At 56.3% G+C, this 16,548-nt stretch carries 17 protein-coding genes; 6 read left to right on the top strand and 11 right to left on the bottom strand.

Annotated elements, in window-relative coordinates:
- Positions 1 to 188: 188 nt before the first annotated feature.
- The 3 genes from rpsU to DSM110093_RS17415 all read right to left on the bottom strand — a co-directional run bounded on the left by rpsU (position 189) and on the right by DSM110093_RS17415 (position 1,580).
- Positions 189 to 389, bottom strand: coding sequence for a 30S ribosomal protein S21 (rpsU, locus tag DSM110093_RS17425; RefSeq protein ID WP_243263529.1), 201 nt, complete (start codon positions 387 to 389; stop codon positions 189 to 191).
- A gap of 138 nt (positions 390 to 527) precedes the next feature.
- A complete protein-coding gene (locus tag DSM110093_RS17420) occupies positions 528 to 1,130 on the bottom strand; it encodes a class I SAM-dependent methyltransferase (protein WP_243267973.1) in 603 nt (200 codons plus the stop codon).
- 243 nt (positions 1,131 to 1,373) lie between these two features.
- The gene (locus DSM110093_RS17415; RefSeq protein WP_243267972.1) at positions 1,374 to 1,580 is read right to left on the bottom strand and encodes a ParD-like family protein; all 207 of its coding nucleotides are present in this window, start codon (positions 1,578 to 1,580) and stop codon (positions 1,374 to 1,376) included.
- A 114-nt stretch (positions 1,581 to 1,694) separates the two neighbouring features.
- On the opposite strand from DSM110093_RS17415, the gene map reads away from it, so the two are divergent.
- The 6 genes from map (at position 1,695) to DSM110093_RS17385 (ending at position 8,447) form a co-directional block, all read left to right on the top strand.
- Positions 1,695 to 2,549 (top strand): type I methionyl aminopeptidase, encoded by an 855-nt coding sequence (gene map, locus DSM110093_RS17410; protein WP_243267999.1) that lies wholly within the window; start codon positions 1,695 to 1,697, stop codon positions 2,547 to 2,549.
- Positions 2,550 to 2,968: 419 nt separating this feature from the next.
- Positions 2,969 to 4,606 carry an ABC transporter substrate-binding protein gene (locus DSM110093_RS17405; RefSeq protein ID WP_243267971.1) on the top strand — a complete coding sequence of 546 codons (1,638 nt, stop codon included), beginning with the start codon at positions 2,969 to 2,971 and terminating at the stop codon, positions 4,604 to 4,606.
- 64 nt (positions 4,607 to 4,670) lie between these two features.
- Positions 4,671 to 5,660, top strand: coding sequence for an ABC transporter ATP-binding protein (locus tag DSM110093_RS17400; RefSeq protein ID WP_243267970.1), 990 nt, complete (start codon positions 4,671 to 4,673; stop codon positions 5,658 to 5,660).
- Positions 5,657 to 6,640, top strand: a complete 984-nt coding sequence (locus tag DSM110093_RS17395; RefSeq protein ID WP_243267969.1) for an oligopeptide/dipeptide ABC transporter ATP-binding protein — start codon at positions 5,657 to 5,659, stop codon at positions 6,638 to 6,640. The genes DSM110093_RS17400 and DSM110093_RS17395 overlap by 4 nt, the downstream gene beginning before the upstream one ends.
- Before the next feature lie 13 nt (positions 6,641 to 6,653).
- A complete protein-coding gene (locus DSM110093_RS17390; RefSeq protein WP_243267968.1) occupies positions 6,654 to 7,583 on the top strand; it encodes an ABC transporter permease in 930 nt (309 codons plus the stop codon).
- A 9-nt stretch (positions 7,584 to 7,592) separates the two neighbouring features.
- Positions 7,593 to 8,447, top strand: a complete 855-nt coding sequence (locus tag DSM110093_RS17385; RefSeq protein WP_243267967.1) for an ABC transporter permease — start codon at positions 7,593 to 7,595, stop codon at positions 8,445 to 8,447.
- 72 nt (positions 8,448 to 8,519) lie between these two features.
- On the opposite strand, the gene DSM110093_RS17380 is transcribed toward DSM110093_RS17385, so the two are convergent.
- The 8 genes from DSM110093_RS17380 to ilvD form a co-directional block, all read right to left on the bottom strand.
- Positions 8,520 to 9,305 (bottom strand): phosphodiesterase, encoded by a 786-nt coding sequence (locus DSM110093_RS17380; RefSeq protein WP_243267966.1) that lies wholly within the window; start codon positions 9,303 to 9,305, stop codon positions 8,520 to 8,522.
- Positions 9,302 to 10,117 (bottom strand): sugar phosphate isomerase/epimerase family protein, encoded by an 816-nt coding sequence (locus tag DSM110093_RS17375; RefSeq protein WP_243267965.1) that lies wholly within the window; start codon positions 10,115 to 10,117, stop codon positions 9,302 to 9,304. The genes DSM110093_RS17380 and DSM110093_RS17375 overlap by 4 nt, the downstream gene beginning before the upstream one ends.
- A gap of 261 nt (positions 10,118 to 10,378) precedes the next feature.
- Complete coding sequence (locus DSM110093_RS17370) at positions 10,379 to 10,921, bottom strand: MarR family winged helix-turn-helix transcriptional regulator (protein WP_243263296.1); 543 nt, start codon at positions 10,919 to 10,921, stop codon at positions 10,379 to 10,381.
- 2 nt (positions 10,922 to 10,923) lie between these two features.
- Complete coding sequence (locus DSM110093_RS17365; protein ID WP_243267964.1) at positions 10,924 to 12,225, bottom strand: TRAP transporter large permease; 1,302 nt, start codon at positions 12,223 to 12,225, stop codon at positions 10,924 to 10,926.
- A complete protein-coding gene (locus DSM110093_RS17360; RefSeq protein WP_243263298.1) occupies positions 12,225 to 12,734 on the bottom strand; it encodes a TRAP transporter small permease in 510 nt (169 codons plus the stop codon). The genes DSM110093_RS17365 and DSM110093_RS17360 overlap by 1 nt, the downstream gene beginning before the upstream one ends.
- A 76-nt stretch (positions 12,735 to 12,810) precedes the next feature.
- Positions 12,811 to 13,857, bottom strand: a complete 1,047-nt coding sequence (locus DSM110093_RS17355; RefSeq protein WP_243267963.1) for a TRAP transporter substrate-binding protein — start codon at positions 13,855 to 13,857, stop codon at positions 12,811 to 12,813.
- A 53-nt stretch (positions 13,858 to 13,910) separates the two neighbouring features.
- Positions 13,911 to 14,798 (bottom strand): NAD(P)-dependent oxidoreductase, encoded by an 888-nt coding sequence (locus tag DSM110093_RS17350; RefSeq protein ID WP_243263300.1) that lies wholly within the window; start codon positions 14,796 to 14,798, stop codon positions 13,911 to 13,913.
- Complete coding sequence (ilvD, locus tag DSM110093_RS17345; RefSeq protein WP_243267962.1) at positions 14,795 to 16,522, bottom strand: dihydroxy-acid dehydratase; 1,728 nt, start codon at positions 16,520 to 16,522, stop codon at positions 14,795 to 14,797. The genes DSM110093_RS17350 and ilvD overlap by 4 nt, the downstream gene beginning before the upstream one ends.
- Positions 16,523 to 16,548: the final 26 nt, after the last annotated feature.

Here is a 16,548-nt window from a genome sequence, read left to right as displayed (position 1 = left end):
CTGTCCAGTTTGCTGGGCAAATCAGGCAGCAATTTGACGAAAGAGGTTCAAGAAAGGGCGACCGGCGACCCTTAGGTCACAACGCTGTTGCCGGGCTGCCGATATCAAAAACACCCATCAGGCAGAGAAAACCCCCGCTGCCATCGGGCAACGGGGGCTCTTTGTTCAACATCAAGTGCTGAACTAGCTCATGCTTCGCGTTCCAGCTTTTTACGTGCCAGCTTACGGGCACGACGGATCGCTTCGGCTTTCTGACGCGCGTTTTTCTCGGAAGGCTTCTCGAAATGCTGCTTGAGCTTCATTTCACGGAGTACGCCTTCCTTTTGGAGTTTTTTCTTTAGAACCCGGAGGGCTTGATCAACGTTGTTGTCGCGAACACTAACCTGCATGTGGTTTCCACCAACTTTCTTGTTAAAATTGTAATAATTTCCAGTAACTGGCGGGATAGAAACCCTAAACTGACTTGTATAGCAAGGTCGGATATGCGGAACAAAACTGCCAATTTCCACTGTTGCGCCGAGGCCCACTCAACCTACCATAAAAACATCGTATCGCGTTGTTTTACCGATAATTTGATGGGTGCATTTCTGAACACCCTCTAGAGGATCAGCCTTAGCGGGCCACTTTAGCACCACGCGTTTACGTGCATGTGCGATCGCCAATCGTACAAGATCAGCAGCGTCATCGTCTGCGCCGACGATTTCACGGACTTGACGCAGCTCCAACTTCACCAGTGCAGAATTTTTACGTTCAGGATGCATTGGATCGATCAGAATTGCTTCGGCAGATAATTCAGGGATCAAATCCAGGGCGTCGCCTTTCAAAAGTGTCATGCGGCCAATTATTTCGCGGAGCTGGCCACCTTCTCTTGCTGCGCGCTTCATGCCCTGAACTAACAATGAATGCATTTTCTCTGAGCGTTCGATCAAAGTGACCTGGGCACCTAAAGAAGCTAAAAGAAATGAATCCCGTCCCAATCCGGCTGTCGCATCAACGATCATGGGGGTTTTACCCTCCCGTAGCCCCATAGCCTTGGCCAAATCTTGACCACGACCACCACCAAACCGAAGACGATGTGCAACAGAACCTTTGACAAAATCAATGCGAAGCTCTTTCGCAAACTGCTTCAAACTTTATCCATTTTCTATTCCTGAAGATCACCATCGCTCGCACGCTTCAGCCTGTAGTGCATTTTCCACACCTTCATAAAGCGGTTATTGGTGGAGCGTGCAGCATTTTACAGTATGGGCTCATTACTGCCCTTAGCTTCAACAAGCACCCAGGGCGGCTCACGGCACGGGATTGCCGTTTGGGGTTGCCTTATCGACGAGCGCTCACCCCAAATTGGAAGTTCGTTGCAGCAGCTTTAATGTTCAGGCCGCATCGATTTCCGGGTCTTTCACATCGGCATTCTTGAGCTGTCGCGCCATGATTTCAATAAACGGTATGGTCGGGTTTGCTTCGGCCAGCATACCGACTTTCATCCAAAATTCAGCCTGAGCATTGATCGAACGGCACATGACAGCACTGGACTTGCGCAGTTCTTCGTGCAGCCCGTCCCCGATTTTTACGATCCCCATCGACGCACCTCCCACTTTGCATTATACGAATTATACATGATTCGTATAATACCTAAGCAACATGAGGTCAATCTGTCTGCTGTTGCTACCATGGAGGATGAGAGAGACGGCATGATGAAAGGCTATATCGACGTGCCCGTCGCACCAAAGGCGCAAGACGCTCGCAGAACCGAAGCCGTCAAACTGTACGGACCAGATGCATTCGAAGGCATGCGCCATGCGGGCGCCTTAACTGCAAGATGTCTGGACGGCGTATCCGATCTTATCCACCATGGCACCGCTCTGACGCAAATTGATGCATTCGTACGCGACTTCGCGGCCGCCCATGACGCCACGCCCGCGACACTAGGCTACCAAGGGTATCAATACGCCTGCTGCACGTCGGTCAACCACGTGGTCTGCCACGGCTTCCCGAACGGTAAGAAGTTGCGCGACGGCGACATCGTCAATGTCGACGTCACACTGATCCTTGACGGGTGGCATGGGGATTCCAGCCGGATGTACGTGGTCGGCAAGCCTAAACGTGCAGCCGAGCGGCTGATCCGGATCGCCCATCAGGCGATGATGCGGGGGATTGAGACTGTGCGACCGGGGGCGCATCTGGGGGATATCGGCCACGCGATCCAAAGCCATGCACATTCCGAACGTTGTTCCGTGGTCTGCGACTTCTGCGGTCACGGCATCGGCCAGGTTTTTCACGATTCACCTAATATCCTGAACTTCGGCAAAGCTGGTACCGGCTTAGAGCTGCGGGAAGGCATGATCTTCACCGTTGAGCCGATGATCAACCTCGGTCGTGCCGACGTGAAGATGCTTGCGGACAACTGGACGGCGGTGACGCGGGACAAGTCTCTTTCGGCCCAATTCGAGCATTCGATAGGCGTGACATCAGATGGCTTCGAGATCTTCACCCTCTCACCCAACGGCCTTCACGCGCCCGGGGTGGAGCTCCAAACGGTTTGCGCATAGCAGACCTTAGACACTACCGCAGCATCTGTTAAATTGCGTTCCGTCCAGTCATTTTTGCCACCAGACATGAACGCCCGCGTTGGTGAAGCTTTCCACAACTCACCTGCTGCCTTGAAAACAGGGGGCCCCTCCTGTTCAGCTATTTGCTCTGAGCCGACCTAAAATTGCGCCTTCTATCAGATTTTAAATTCAGCCTGCCCTCCTGATTTAACTAGCCATTCTCAGGAGTTGGTACACGCCCCCATTGGGGGGTCGCCCTGCGCCGCGAAGGCCAATACTCCTGTCATAGAGTTGTAATATGAGCATCACATAGCTGTAGCCATCGGGTGTTTTACGGAAGCGAGCCGCGGGGCGCAGATGCGTTATCCGCCGGACCAATACCTGCCTCGCAAACCGCGAACCGACCGGAGAGCTGCACAATGAATATGAACCGACGTCACGTCATGGGCCTGATGGGGGCGACCGCCTCTGGGCTTTTCCTGCCGAGCCACCTGCGGGCCCAGCAAAACCGCCCCTCGATCAGAATTGCAGTACAGCAAGTCGTCATCAACAACACGCTGGACCCTTGGAACGAACAGTCGAATGTCGGCGAACGCGCGCTCTACCCTAACCTTTGGGAAGGGCTGCTCCTGCGCGACTGGATGGGCAACCAAGGCCCTGTGCCGGGTCTGGCGACTGAGTGGAAGCGCCTAGACGAAAAGACCGTCGAGTTGAAGCTCCGCGAAGGTGTAAAGTTCCACAATGGCGATGAGATGACTGCCGAGGACGTGGTCTTTTCACTCTCCCCCGAGCGGCTATTTGGAGACACTCAACCGGCGGGCGGCGAAACCATTTACGCAGAGAATTTTACCCGCTCCACAGGCAAGGACATCCCCGCCGCTTTGCCGGGTATCGCGCGGCGCAAATGGCCCTCGCTGGCCGGGGTGGAAGCCGTCGATAAATATACCGTGCGCTTTCATAACGCGACGCCTGATGTAACAATGGAAGGGCGCCTTTATGCTGGCGGCAGCATTGTGGCCAGCCGTCGCGCTTGGGACGAAGCAGAATCCTATGATGCTTGGGCAAAGCAACCGGTCACTACAGGCCCCTATTACGTCGACGATTTTCAGCCAGATGTCTCGCTCACCTTGCGTGCGCATGAAGACTATTGGGGCGGTCGTCCTCCCTTGGAAACAATTACCTTCGTGGAGGTGCCCGAGGTTGCAAGCCGCGTAAATGGTCTCTTGTCCGGCGAATACGACTTCGCCTGCGATTTACCGCCTGACCAGATTGGAACTGTGATGGATGCACCGGGTCTGGAAGTTCAAAACTCCACCATCTGGAACCACCGCGTCAATGTCTTCACGCAAGACCATGAGCAGTTGCAAAACCCGCTTGTGCGCCGCGCAATGACCCATGCAATTGATCGTAAGGCCATCGTTGAGGCCCTTTGGGCCAATCTAACAGAAGTACCTGCAGGCCTTCAGTTCGACAGTTTCCGGACCTCTGACATGTTCATCGAAGGTTGGGACGCCCCCGAATACAACCCAGAGCTGGCGCGCCAGATGCTTCAAGAGGCGGGTTACAAAGGCGATCCGATCCCATTCCGTCTCCTGAACAACTATTACATCAATCAGGTGCCGAACGGACAGATCCTCACTGAGATGTGGAACCAAGTCGGCCTGAACGTCGAGATCGAGATGAAGGAAAACTGGGGCCAGATTCTTGCCCAAGACAGTCCACGAGGGGTACGCGACTGGTCTGCTTCCAACACGATCAACGATCCGATCTCGCCGATGGTGGTGCAATTTGGGCCGAATGGCTCAGCCCAGCAAAACCGCGAGTGGACGAATGCAGAGTTCAACGATCTTTGCCAGGTGATGGAGACTTCGACAGACCGCGCCAAGCGCAAACAAGCCATCGCACGGATGCTGACAATCGCCGAGCGCGAAGACCCGGCTTACAATATCCTGCACCAGAACGCGGTCTTCACAGGCATGCGGTCGAACCTAAACTGGAAGGCGGCTCCCGCCTTTGCCATGGATTTCCGCGCCTCTAACTGGCCCGGTCAGTCCTAAACTATAGCGGCGCGCTCCCAATCTGGGGGCGCGCCCTTGCGCGCATCGCTAAGGACTTCTTCTCATGAACAATCTGGTCGAGATCAGAAACCTGCGGGTTGCCTTTGATGGCGTACCGGTACTGCATGGCATCGATCTTGATGTGGCTCCTGGCGAAGCCTTAGGGCTGGTCGGAGAAAGTGGCTGCGGCAAGTCTGTGACTTGGCTCGCCGCGCTTGGCCTGCTGCCGGGTAAAGCCAGCGTAAGCGGATCGGTCTACCTGCAAGGCCAGGATTTGACAGGCGCGCCGCGCCAAGCGTTGGAGCGGGTGCGGGGCAAGCGCGTTGCCATGATTTTCCAAGACCCGTCGAGCGCGCTTAACCCCGTGATCCGGGTAGGCCGGCAAATCATCGAAGCATTGCGATTGCATCGTGGACTTGCGGGGGCTGCAGCGAAGACCGAGGCGTTGCGATTGATGGACCTTGTCGGCATTCCCGACGCGCGCAACCGGTTCAATCTCTACACCCATGAATTTTCCGGCGGACAAGCACAACGCTTGATGATCGCGATGGCGCTTGCGGGCGAGCCTGACCTGCTAATCGCCGATGAGCCCACAACGGCGCTTGACGCTACAATACAGGCACAGATTCTCGATCTGTTGATCACTTTACGTCATGAGATGTCGATGGCTACAGTTTTTATCAGCCACGATCTCGCAGCTGTGGCACAGGTCTGCGAACGCGTCTGCGTGATGTATGCGGGCAAGATCGTCGAAGAAGGCCCTGTCGCGCAGCTTTTTGACACACCACGCCATCCTTACACTCAGGGGTTGTTCGACGCGATACCTTCACTCTCTGGCCCGCGGCGGCGATTGGTCCCGATCCCTGGCACCGTACCAGATCCGCGCCAACTGCCGACAGGCTGTGCGTTTGAGCCCCGTTGCGCACGCGCACGCACGTTTTGCACGCAACACCGACCAGAACTGCTGCCCCAGCCGGAAGGCCGCCAGTTGGCTTGCGCCTATCCCGTGCCAGTAGCGCAGGACGCTGTGCAGCGAGAGAAGGAGTATCAATGAGCCCCCTGCTAGAGGCCCGCGAGCTGGTCCGCATCTATGAAACCCGCCGTGGTCTGCTGGGGCGCCCCTCAAATGTACGGGCTGTGGATGGGGTTAGCCTCAAGGTCAGACGCGGTGAAACGTTGGGGGTGGTGGGCGAGAGCGGCTCGGGCAAGTCTTCTCTAGGACGCATGCTTTTGGGGATTGATACCGCGCAGGGCGGCGCTGTCTATATTGACGGAAAGGCTATGCCTCTTTTTGGCTCCCCCGAGTGGCGCTCCCTGCGGGCACGCATTCAAATGATCTATCAAGACCCCCTGGCCGCGTTGGACCGGCGGATTGGCGTGGCAGAGCAGCTGCGCGAACCACTGGATATTCACCGCATTGGCGATGCTGAAAGCCGCATGGCGCGCGTCCACGAAGTGATGCTATCAGTCGGTCTGCGCCTCGACCAAGCCGATAAGTTTCCGCATGAACTTTCAGGGGGGCAACGGCAGCGTGTCGTTATCGCGCGGGCACTGATGACCGAACCTGAGCTGCTGGTTTGTGACGAGCCTGTTTCGGCGCTTGACGTCTCCATTCAGGCGCAAGTGGTGAACCTGCTGGCTGACCTGCAGCGCGACCGGGGCCTTGGCATGGTCTTTATCAGCCATGATCTGAAGGTCGTTCGGAACCTCTGCGATCGGGTCGCGGTGATGTATCTGGGCCGCATCGTTGAAGAGGGCCCCGCTGATACGATATTCAGCGACCCGCAGCACCCCTATACGCAGGCTTTGGTCTCTTCAGTGCCCCAACCCGGCCGTGCACTTAACAGCCGTATCATTCTTCAGGGTGAACCGCCAAACCCCGGCAACCGCCCGCCCGGATGCGCCTTTCACCCGCGTTGCCATAAGGCTGAGGACATCTGTCGCCACACCGTTCCCGAAACCCAGGGTGCCGGCGTTGAGTGCCGCGCGGCCTGCCATTTCGCTGGCCACGCAGCACGGCCGGAACTGGTTTGAACAGGAGCCTTAAGTGATACGTTTCGTAACCTCCCGCCTCTTCCGGGCCGGGCTGACGATCTTGTCGGTGATGACATTTGCCTTTGTAGTGCTACGCATGTCGGGAGACCCGGCGCAGGTGTTGCTGGGGCCGGATGTGCCGCAGAATGTGGTGCAGGATTTCCGCGACCGCTGGGGGCTCGATGACCCGATCTGGCGCCAATATCTCTCCTACCTTCAAGCTATGATGCAAGGCGACTTTGGCCTGTCGATGCGCGACCGTTCACCCGCCATTGACCTCGTGATGCAGCGCATTCCGGCCACGTTACAACTGACAATCCCTGCGCTGATCCTGCAACTGGCCTTCGGCATCCCGGCAGGTATCTACGCCGCACTAAAGCAGGGCACACTGGCAGATCGGAGTGTGATTGTCGCGGCAATCATCGGGTTCACCGTTCCTTCCTTCGTAATGGGTTTGCTGCTGGTTTTGATCTTCGCCGTCACCTTGGGGGCTTTGCCCTCCGGCGGGGCCAGCAGTTGGCAACATGCGATCCTACCTGTGCTCACCATGAGCATCGGCGGCATCGGCGTTCTGGCCCGTTTTTCGCGCTCCGCGATGATTGAGGTGATGGGCCAGCCCTATATTCGCACAGCCTCTGCCAAAGGGGTCCGCTGGAGCGATGTTGTCCGCAACCACGCGTTACCGAATGCAGCGGTGCCGATCGTAACAATCGTAGGCTTCATGGTGGGCTCGTTAATTGCTGGTGCCATCATCGTTGAAACAATATTTAGCTGGCCGGGCATGGGGCGGTTGCTGATCGTGTCCGTCACCAATCGGGACCTGGCGGTGGTGCAATGTATCTTGCTGCTGGTCGCCGCCGTTATGGTGGTGTCAAACCTAACGGTCGACCTCCTTTACGGCTGGCTTGACCCGCGCCTGCGCCAGACAACCTCCGCACATTAAGGAACTGACATGGCTGTCACTACCGTCAATCCCCCGCGCTTTGCCAAACGCCGCCGCGCGCGGTTACCCTTCACCGTGCAGCTGGCGCTATTTTGGCTTTCGGCGATGGTCATTTGCGCGCTTTTTGTAGATCTTCTGCGGCCCTATCCGATCACCCAGATGAACCTCAGCACACGGCTCGCTCCGCCGGGCACGCCGGGGCATTGGTTGGGTACAGATGAATTGGGCCGCGACGTGCTATCGCGCCTGATCCAGTCGGTGCGGTCCTCACTGGTTATCGCTTTTGGGGCGACCCTGCTTTCGGCCTTCTTTGGCACATTGCTGGGCTTCATGGCGGCCAAGTTCCGCGGCGTGGTGGAGCATGTGGTCGTGATGTTGGCGGATTTTCAAGCCGCGCTGCCCTTCCTGATTATGTCGCTGGCGGTCCTCGCGTTCTTCGGATCATCTATGCTGTTGCTTGTCTGCCTAATGGGTTTCTACGGATGGGAACGTTATGCTCGGATCACCCGCGGACTTGCCATTTCAGCAAGTGCTCAAGGATACGCCGCTGCTGTGGTTCAACTTGGTGCAAAGCCATCGCGGGTCTATCTACGCCACATTCTTCCCAATGTTGCATCGACGTTGATCGTCTCCATGACACTCACTTTCCCCGAAATTATCCTGATGGAGTCCAGCCTTTCGTTCCTAGGACTTGGGGTGCAGCCGCCCGATACAAGCCTTGGCAATATGGTGGGCTTTGGGCGCGAGTATCTCACCACGGCACCATGGATCATGCTGTCGCCTGCCGTTGTGATCGTGCTGACAACATTAGCGATCTCATTGGCCGGCGACTGGCTGCGCGACCGCCTGGACCCAACACTCTAAGACTGGAGCCAAGGTTTGGGAGGTACCGCGGTTATGATGGTAAAAGGGCGGCCCACTGGCCGCCCATTGTGGTCAACGCGTAACGATCACAGTGCTGCTATCGATATAGTTGTCAAAATGCACCAAGGTCTGATCCGCATCGGCAAGGATCACTGCGATCTGTGCCGGGCCATCAAGTTCTTCGAACGTACCGCCATCAAGGTTCACAGTTACGTTGTAATGGTTCCCTGACATTGTGGTAAAGGGAATGCCCCGCCACAGCGCAGTAGAATTATAATGAACATGGCCGGCAATCACCTGCCGAACGTCGCCATGTGTTGCGAGCAGATTGGCCAATCGTGCGCCGTCGCGCAGGATAATGCGGTCGACCCGCGTGAAGAGCGGGTTTGCGTGGTGGTGCAAGATGCCGATGACGGGCTTGTCCGCTGCCTCCAGCAACCGTTCTTCCAGCCAGTCATATTGCGCGTCGGTGAGCACGCCCGGATGTATTCCCGGCTCCGAGGAGTCGAGCAAGATGGTCCGGTAACCCTTGTGATCTATCACCTTATCAATGCAGCCGGTCTCTGCTTCATAGTCTTTACCGAAGACTTCCAGAAAAACAGGCCGATCATCATGATTGCCTAGGGTGATATGGCAAGGAACGGTTAGTTCCGAAAGGATCGACTGCAACCGGACATAGGCTTCCGCCTCCCCCAGGTCGGCCAAATCCCCCGCCAGAACACAGAAGTCTGCATCCGCATGGCGCGCATTAATGGCCGCCACGCCGCGTGCCAACCGGTCTGCAGTGTCAAGCGTGTGGGTTGTCTCTCCTTCGCGTACGATGTGTAAGTCGCTTAGTACAACGATCTTGAGTGTCATTGGCCAAGCCCCTCACGTGTCAGATAACCAATCGATGCTGGAATGCCGATTTTGTTGCGGAGTTCCATGATCAGGCGTGGTTGTTCTTCCAGTTTGGCAAGCGCGCGGAAGACGGCATGCCAGCGGATCGTTCCTTCGCCAATCGCCCAATGCCGGTCAGCATAACCATCAGCATCTTGTAAATGAATATGGTCCAGCAAGCCCGCTGCGGCGCGCACGTAATAATCCACCGGTGGCCCGCCATTGGTGCCATGGGCATAGTGGGCGTGGCCCGTGTCGATCGACAGGCGCACCGCGGGAGAGTCAAAACTTTCCACCAATAGTCGACGGTCACGCGGGGCGATGTCTTCAATGTTTTCAATGACCAGCGTAACACCCTGATCTTCCGCACGCTTTACGGCACCTGAAAGCGTCGCATGGGTGTTTTGAATCACCATGTCGCGGGCATTCTCAAGGTTGTCGAAATTATTGTAGTCCCAAGCAGTATAGGGCGAATGGAGCACCATCTGCGTTGCCCCGACAGCCTGGCAAACATCTAACCCTTGGTTAACCCGTTTGGTCACCACCGCGCGAACCTCAGGGTCATTTGAATGGATGGTGAAGCCCCAAAAGGGTCCGTGGATACCCAAACGTCCGGTATAGCCATCCAAAAGTGCCTTGATCCGGTCAGCTTCGGGCTGCCAATCCCCCCCCAGCACGTCAGGCGCATGAAAGGATTGAAGCTCAAGATCGCGCTGCTTTTCGAGTATCCAGTCGCGGTAGGTTTCAAGGTCTGCGGTGCCAAGCGCCGCGCCGATGACGGGAGGGGTCATATTCTGTCCTGTTGTTGAGAATCTGCCCCTTTCCTTGCGGCTGTTATATGTTGACCAAGCGAAGGTTCAGTGAAGATTTCATTACGACAGGCAGCAGAGCTATAGGCGCAAGAACACCCGAGACGCTTCCGCCTTTGACGAAGGTCCGTTCTATCGCCCGGTGCAGATCACGGCGCGGGTTGATGCCGATGTGTTGGCGTAGTTTGCACCCATCACCAATGGTATCCCCGATGGGCGGCTACAACATCAATCCCGGCCTGCCTAATCAGCTCGTGTAGCGGCGATGGTCTCCATGCTGTCAATCAAATCTTTTAGCGTGGAAATAAAAGTTGCATATCGTTCTGGGCCGATCGCATCGTTAAGTGAGTGTAAGTGACCCAGTGCTTTTGCTTCCATCAAAGCCTGTTGCTTGATCCCTTTTTCGGTCGCAACACTTAGGTGTATTCGCCGATCGTGAGCGGATCTTAGTCGGACAATCAGGTCTTCGTCTTCCATCCACCGGAGTGCTTTTGTAACACTTGATTTGTCGCGGGCGGATGCGGTGCCGATCTGGGTCTGACTGATGCGTGGGTTTCGGACGATCAAGGTCAAAATGGTGAAATAGCCGGGTTGCAGTGCGTCCTTGCCCAAACGCGCGCGGAAGTCTTCATAGGCAACTTCATAGGCACGGCGCAGATACATGCCGATGAATTCATGGAGAATGCCGTGGTCTAATGAGTTGCTTTCCGGAGGCTGTGCAGTCCCATAAGTGAGCCGGTCATCCGTGGGGGGCCCTGGGCTTGTGGCTATGGTTTTCTTATTCATGTTCAGCGCGCCAGTTCGGGCAGGACCATGACGATCCATGGCACGGCGATGATGATTATGATGCGAATAAGATCGGCCAATACAAAGGGCAAGATGCCGCGGTACATATCCCCAACGGACAAGTCATCAATGACAGACCTTATTACAAAAAGATTCAGGCCAACCGGGGGAGTGATCAAGGAGAGCTCTGTGACCATGACTGCAAAGATCCCAAACCAGATGGGGTCAAACCCTAGTTGGGTTACAATTGGGAAGAAGATGGGGATGGTCAGCAAGATCATGGAGAGGCTTTCCATAAACATGCCCAAAAAGAGATAGATCACGAGGATGGTGAGGATCACAGCGGTCGGGCCGAGGCCTAAGGAAGTGATGAGATCTGACAAAGCGGCGGGGAGGCCGATGAGGTTCATGAAGTTGGAAAAGACCAAAGCCCCGATAAGAACCAGAAACAGGCTTGCCGTTGTTGTTACAGTTTCCACCAAAGAGGCAACCAGTCCTTTCCATGACAGGGCACGGCGCCAGAGCGCAAAGGCCAGCGCACCGGTTGCGCCTACGCCTCCTGCTTCGGTAGGGGTAAATATCCCTTTGTAAAGTCCTCCGATGATTCCCACAAAGAGCAATAGGATGGGACCGACACTGCGAAGATAGCGCAGACGTTCGCTCCAGCTCGCGCGGGGGGCTGCAGGCGCGCAGGAAGGATCAATCTGGGCGGCGATGCGGATCGCTGCCAGATACAGCACAATGGCTAGGACGCCCGGTAAGATGCCCGCAATGAACAATGAGCCGATGTCCGTGCCAGTGGCAATGCCGTAGAGCACGAGGATTACGGAGGGCGGGATCAGAATGCCCAAAGTGCCCCCTGCGGCGACGGCTGAGGCAGCAAAGCCATCAGCATATCCATACCGGCGCATTTCCGGCACCGCGACCTTCGCCATTGTGGCGGCCGTGGCCAAAGAGGAACCGCTGAGCGCGGAGAACCCGCCGCATGCTAGGATTGTGGCTGCTGCCAATCCGCCCCGCATATGGCCTACAAACCCATGACAGAGCCGGTACAGGTCTTCTGACATACGCGCGCGGGTAACAAAGACGCCCATTAGGATGAACATGGGCAGCACAGAAAGCTCATAGGACATCGTTGCATTGATTGGCAGCTGGCCAATCATTCCCATTGCTGTGCGCTCAGAGATCGTGAGCCATATCCCGGACAGGCCAATGAGCAACATGGCCAATGCGATTGGCATCCCGCCCATCATCAGTACAAAAACACCGAAGAATGCTACCCCGGAAACCTCCCAAACGGCCATTAGAGCCCCCCGCCACTGGCCGTCGCAGACCGGTCCTGCCTGAAAGATTCAATGGCACAAAGCAGAAATGCAATCGCTGTAACGGCCAGAAAAATAGCCATGCTTTGGGCGATCAAGCCCTTGGGGACGCGCAATTCCATTGTGACCTCATTATAAGTCAAAAGGCGTTCGCCCTGCAGCCATACGCGCCAAGAAACAAAAGCCACAAGTGCTGCCCCCACCAGATCAGAGAAGACACTGGCGATCCGTACCAGCACGGGCGGTAGCCGCTCGATTACGATTGTCACGATAATATTGCCCCGGCGACGGACCATGAGTGGCAAGGCACTGAATACAATCAGCCCCATACCGATTTCGATCATCTCAAAGCCACCCATAAGCGGGCTGCGCAGCCCATAGCGCATGGCAACGCCTGTAAATGTCACGGCCATGACCGCAAAAGCAATGAGCCCAGACAACCATGCCAGCGACAGACACAGCCGGTCAAAGAAAGTAATGGCAGCCGACATGTCAGTATTCTCTTTCTTCAAGGGTCTGTGTCAGGCGCAAAGAGGCAGCAATGCTTTGCAGAGCCGCCTCTTAACGTTATTTTACGACGTTCACTTCGCGGTCTGCGCGATAGTTCTCAGCCATATCGCGGGCATACTGGAGGATGGCTTCCCCATCAAAACCCTTATCTGACGCTTGGGCCAGCCATTCGGTTTCGAGCGGTTTCAATGTGTCGCGAGCAGTGGCGACATCTTCGTCGCTCAGCGTGACAAACTCCACGCCGTTTTCGTTTAGCTTCTCTTCACCATATTTGTCACCATTGGACCAAGCAAACCCGGACAGCATGGCAAGAGCCATGCCGGAGTGCTTGTCAACGGCTGCGCGCTCTACTTCGCTCAGGCCGTCCCAACTGTCTTGGTTAAACGCGACCCAAAACGTATCTGTGTAAAGGCCGCCGGGGACGCGCGTGATTGAGGAAATGACCGGTGTGATGCCAAAAAAGTCGATGGATTCAGAAGGAAAGGTAATCCCATCGGCAACGCCTCGCGACATCGCGGTTTGTGCCTCTGTTGGCGGAAGTTGAACAGGAGACGCACCCAACTCTGACATGATGCGTCCGGTCACATTACCCCCTACGCGGATCGTTTTTCCCTGCAAGTCCGTTAGGGTTTCAACCCGGCCTTTCGCCATATTGATGTTTGGGTTGGAGTGGGTGAACAGACCTACCACATGGGCGCCCTGATGCTCGCCGTAATCTGCACCAAACTTTTGGTAGGTCAGCCAGGAGGCGGCGGAGCCTGCCCATGGATCGGGCGACATGAAGGGCAGATCCATGACCTGTGTCATAGTGAACCGACCGGCATTATGTCCCGATACGCCGTAGCCGACGTCAAAGGCTTGGTCCAACAAGAGGTCAAACTGGGCTGGCGGGGGGCCGAGAGGAGAGGTCATGATTTCAAACTTCAGAGACCCTGCCGTCTCTTCTTCAATCGCTGCGGCCCATGGTTCTAAAATGCCCGCAACGATGAGATGGTGTGCCGGAAGCCAGGATCCCACCCGAATGGTTTTGGTCTCTTGCGCGAGGGCGGGGACCGCACTGCTCGCGAGTGCTGCGGCAAATGCCCAAGTTGCAAATGGTTTCATTTCTTACTCTCCCTTATAATCTCTAATTGTTATCAGCTCTTGCGGTCGGTCTATCAAAGTTTGCTCGGTCCGCTCAGTTTAAAGATTTCCAGAGCGTCTGCCGTCTCTCCCCCACGTACAGTCAACAGGCGAAACTGCTCAGCCGCCATTGAAGTGAACGGAACCGGAGATGTGCAAGATCGTGCAAGATCGCAGACTGAGTCGAGATCTTTCAGCATTGTGTAGACATGCCCCAAAGGAGGTTCATGCTGCGCGTTTACCATCCGGGGCATGAAGATCTGTAACGGTTTACTGTCCGCGAAACCGCCGGCCAAAGCTTCCGGCAGCCGTGTCGCATCAACGCCAGCATTTGTAGCAAGACGTGCAGCTTCGGCCAAAACTGCCATCGTGCATCCAACAATAACTTGATTGCATAACTTGGTTGTTTGGCCGGCGCCGGATGGCCCCATCAGCGTAAAGCGCTCGGCCATTTCTAGAACTACTTTTTCAACACGGTCAAAAGCGCTTTGAGCCCCCCCGGCCATGATTGCCAAACTGCCTGCTTCAGCGCCCGGAACACCGCCAGAGACAGGGGCATCAATCCAATCCATCCCCGTTTCAGCTTTGAGCTGTCCGGCCATCTTGACCGTAGCTTCTGGCTGGATGGAAGAAAAATCAACTAAAGTGGTACCGTCACGCGCCCCTGCGGCAACACCGCCTTCACCAAAAACGGCCTCTTGAACCGCCTGGGTGTCGGTTAAGCACATAAAAACGATATCTGACCGGCGTGCAACTTCGGCGGGATTGGCGCCTAAAGTGGCCCCTTTTTCGACGAGCGCTTTGGTTTTGGCCGCCGTGCGGTTCCAGACAGTCAGCGCATAGCCTGCGTCGAGCAGGCGCGCGGCCATTGGCGTGCCCATTAAGCCTGTGCCAATGTAGCCGAGTGTTGTCACATCGCTCATGTTGTTTTCCCTTTCCTGCGTGGCTCGGGCCACTGGGCGTTTCCGGGGTGCGTGACGGCGCCTTCATGGGCTTGGCCTACGGAGGCTGCGTATTTGGACAGCAGGCCTGCGCGATGGCGTGTTTCGGGGGCTTTCCACTCAGCGCGCCTGCGTGCCAACTCCTCATCAGGGACGTCGAGTGTGATCGTTGCCGACGTGCCGTCGATGGTGATCAAATCCCCGTTTTGGACCAATCCCATCGGTCCGCCGGTCGCCGCTTCAGGGGCAGCGTGGCCAATACACATGCCCCGCGTCGCACCAGAAAAGCGACCATCCGTCAGAAGGGCGACCTTCTCGCCCATCCCTTGCCCGTAGATCAGGGCTGTAAGCCCCAACATCTCGCGCATACCAGGCCCCCCCACCGGGCCTTCATTGCGCACGATCAGGACCTCGCCTTCTTTATAATCGCGTGAATGAACCGCTTCGACAGCTTCATCTTCGCTTTCAAACACCCGTGCCGTTCCGGTGAAGGTCAGCGACTTTAGCCCGGCCACTTTCAAAAGCGCGCCATCCGGGCAGAGGTTCCCCTTCAGTACAACAACGCCACCAGACTGCATAATAGCGCTGGAGACGGGGTGGATGATTTCGCCATCCGGTGCTGGAGCGTCTGCCACTTCTTCGGCGAGCGTTCGACCTGTCACGGTCAGTGTGTCGCCATGCATGAAACCATTGGCGATCAGCTCTTTGATGACCACATGTGCGCCGCCAATTTCGTACACGTCTTTGGCATGGTATTTGCCACCGGGCCGCAGATTGCCAATGAATGGCGTGCGTTGGAGAACGGCAGCAACATCATCAGCTGTAAACTTGATGCCTGCCTCATGTGCAATTGCCGGAATGTGCAACGCAGTGTTGGTAGACCCGCCGGTGGCAGCAACGATCGCACAAGCATTTTCAAGCGCCTTGCGTGTCACGATATCTCGCGGCAAGGGACCGCCACGTTCGATCAGCTCCATCACAAGAGCGCCCGCACGATGGCCCACGCCTTTGCGTTCCGAATAAACGCCAGGGATCATAGAAGAGTTAGGCACCGTCAGTCCTAATGCTTCTGAAACCATCGCCATAGTATTGGCAGTGAACTGCCCCGCACATGAGCCAATGGTTGGCTTGCAGGCTTCTTCGAGCTGAGTAAGCTCGTCCTCGGTCATTGTCCCTGCTTGAACTGCACCAACAGCTTCGTAGGTGTCCAAAACACTCACATCGCGCCCCTGGAACCGTCCTGGTAGAGCAGATCCGCCGTAAACAAAGACGGAGGGCACGTTGCACCGCACCATCCCCATGATGACCCCGGGCAAAGTCTTATCGCATCCGCCATAGCCAACGATGCCATCATAGGCATGCCCGTGGATCACCGCCTCAATACTGTCTGCAATGATCTCTCGGCTGACGAGACTGAATTTCATCCCCTCATGGTTCATGCCCACACCGTCCGACACGGAGATTGTCGTAAACTCCCGTGGGGTGCCTCCAGCCATGCCGACGCCTTCCTTGGCATACTCAACCTGGGCGTAATGGGTCATGTTGCAGGGGGTGGTTTCGCCCTTTTGACTGACAACACCAACCATCGGCTTGGCGATGGCCGCGTCGTCGAGCCCCATTGCATGCATAAATGCGCGGTGGGGGCTACGGTCGATGCCGTCAGTGGTAATGCGCGAGCGAAGTGGCTTTTTGTTGGACGATGCCATATTGCCGCCTCCAAAGAAAGTTTCAT

Origin of the sequence: Sulfitobacter sp. DSM 110093 (genome assembly GCF_022788715.1) — a bacterium.
Lineage (GTDB): Bacteria > Pseudomonadota > Alphaproteobacteria > Rhodobacterales > Rhodobacteraceae > Sulfitobacter.
This window is presented reverse-complemented; position numbering and strand designations above follow the sequence as displayed.